A 2,591-nucleotide genomic window follows, 5' to 3' on the forward strand; every position below is an offset into this window, starting at 1 on the left:
GTCATAGGAGATGATGATAATTTAGTAAATTCTGAAGGCAAAGAAGATTTTCAAGAAAGAACCGTATTTATATATAGAGAATTAAAAAATTTAGGAAACAATGTAGAATTGAGAATTGTAAATGGCGGACATATATGGAAAGTATGGAGAGATGGTTTGAGACAAGGATTAATTACTACTGATAAAAAATCAAAAATAAGAAATGGATTTTCAACAGTAGATTAAATTAACAATTAATTAAGGCTTTATTTATGCATAAAATTTTTAATAAAATAAAAGGAAAACTCATAGTGTCTTGTCAAGCGTTGGAAGACGAGCCTCTTTATAGTTCTTTCATAATGGGTAAAATGGCTTTAGCTGCTACTCAAGCGAAAGCTGGAGGCATAAGAGCAAATACAATATCCGATATAAAAGAAATTAAAAAGAATACTAATTTGCCTATCATAGGAATAATAAAAAAGAATTATGGAAATTGCAATGTATATATTACTCCTACAATAAATGAAGTAGACGAACTAATGAAAGAAGGCGTAGATATTATAGCTATAGATTCTACAAATAGGCAGAGACCTGATAATGTGGAATTAAAATATTTTATAAAAAACATAAGAGAAAAATATCCTAATCAAATAATAATGGGAGATATATCTAATGTAGACGAAGCGATTTATTCGGAAAAAATAGGAATAGACATTGTGGGAACTACTTTATGCGGTTATACGAATTATACAAAAGGAAACGAACCTTTAGATACTTTAAAAGAAGTTTTAAATGCGATAAAAATTCCCGTTATAGCGGAAGGCAATTTTGATACGCCTGAAAAAGCTAAAAAAGCGATTCAAATGGGAGCTTTAGCGGTAGTGGTTGGCGGAGCTATAACAAGACCTAAACAAATAGCGGAAAAATTCGTTAGGGCTATAGAATCTATATGATTTAAATATATAAAAAATTTATTTTTGAAGGAGAGCAAAATGAAAAATATTTTTGCGGTATTACAAAAAATCGGAAGGTCTTTTATGCTTCCAATAGCGATACTACCAATGGCGGGTATATTGCTCGGTATAGGAGGAGCTTTTACAAGTCCCGTATTAATTGAAACTTATAATTTGGCTTTCTTAAGAAGCGGAACTCCGTTAAATTATATCCTGATATTATTTTTTAATGCGGGTAATTTTGTATTCGCTAATTTGCCTCTTTTATTTGCGGTAGGTATAGCGATAGGAATGTCTGATAAAAGTAAAGAAACTGCTGCGCTTTCCGCGGTAGTCGGATTTTTGCTATTCCATACCGTTATAGGAGTTATATTAAATTTTCAAGGTTATACTCCTGAAAATACTACGGTAGACGCTTTAATATCTTCTGGATTAAGTTCTGGAGAAGCTGCGGGAACGGCGGCTTTATATGCAAGAGAACTCGGAATATTTACTTTACAAACGGGAGTATTTGGAGGGATTATATGCGGTTTATTATCGGCTTTTATAACCAATAAATTTTCAAATCAAAACTTGCCAGATTATTTGGCATTTTTTAGCGGTAATAGATTCGTAGCCGTTTTAACAATGATATTTTTTATACCGTTAGGCGCTATATTTCCTTTTATTTGGCCAACGATATTTAAAGGAATCGTTCATGGAGGCGAAATATTTGCAGCTACTGGATATATAGGAACTTTCTTTTACGGCTCTACAATGAGAATGCTAAATGTATTTGGACTTCACCATGCAATATATCCTTTATTTTGGTATACGGAATTGGGAGGCGTATTGGAAGTTGGCGGACAAATGATAGCTGGAGGGCAGAGAATATTTTTTGCTCAATTAGCCGACCCAACCGTAACACATTTCAGCTCGGCTGCAACCAGAACCATGCAAGGAGGTTATTTGCCTATGATGTTTGGACTTCCAGCCGCGGCTTTAGCAATGTATAGAGTTGCGGATAATGAAAACAAGCAAAAAGTAAAAGGCATATTACTATCAGCCGCTTTAACCTCATTTTTAACGGGTATTACCGAACCTATAGAATTTACTTTCTTATTCGTAGCTCCTTTGCTTTATGTTATTCATGCGATTTTAGAAGGTTTATCGTATATGATTTTATATATGTTAGATGTTGCGGTAGGTGTTACTTTTTCGAGAGGGATTATAGATTTTACTTTCTTTGGATTATTACAAGGAATGTCAAAAACTTCATACCAATGGATTTTAATATTAGGACCTATATATTCGATAGTATATTATTTCTTATTTAAATTCTTAATAATTAAATTTAATTTTATGACGCCGGGACGAGCAGGCGGAGAAGCCAAATTATATAGAAGAACCGATTATAATGAAAGAGAAAAAGCAAAATCAAATATTGACGAGGATAAAATAATAGATTCTATAGTCGAAGCGCTTGGAGGAGTAGATAATATAGAAAATATAGACGCATGCATTACAAGATTAAGAGTAACCGTCAAAGACCCCGAGAAAGTCGCAAGCGATGAGGTTTGGAATTCTATTAATTCAAAGAAAGTATTAAGATTAGGAAAAGGAATACAAGCCGTTTACGGAACTAAAGCGGAAGTATATAAAAATAAAATTATACAAAAA

The 2,591-nt window shown here is 32.8% G+C and carries 3 protein-coding genes; all 3 read left to right on the plus strand.

Going from position 1 to position 2,591, the window contains the following annotated elements; translation table 11 throughout:
- Nucleotides 1-225, plus strand: a 225-nt coding sequence (locus tag ACR0QS_RS12635) for a hypothetical protein (RefSeq protein ID WP_432633808.1), incomplete at its 5' end; no start/stop codon positions are given.
- Between the two features lie 26 nt (nt 226-251).
- On the plus strand, nt 252-932 hold the full coding sequence (locus ACR0QS_RS12640) for an N-acetylmannosamine-6-phosphate 2-epimerase (RefSeq protein WP_432633809.1): 681 nt from the start codon (nt 252-254) through the stop codon (nt 930-932).
- 39 nt (nt 933-971) lie between these two features.
- The coding region (locus tag ACR0QS_RS12645; protein WP_432633810.1) for a PTS transporter subunit EIIC at nt 972-2,591 on the plus strand (1,620 nt) is incomplete at its 3' end.

It is taken from the genome of Brachyspira sp. (assembly GCF_050873525.1).
GTDB lineage: Bacteria > Spirochaetota > Brachyspiria > Brachyspirales > Brachyspiraceae > Brachyspira.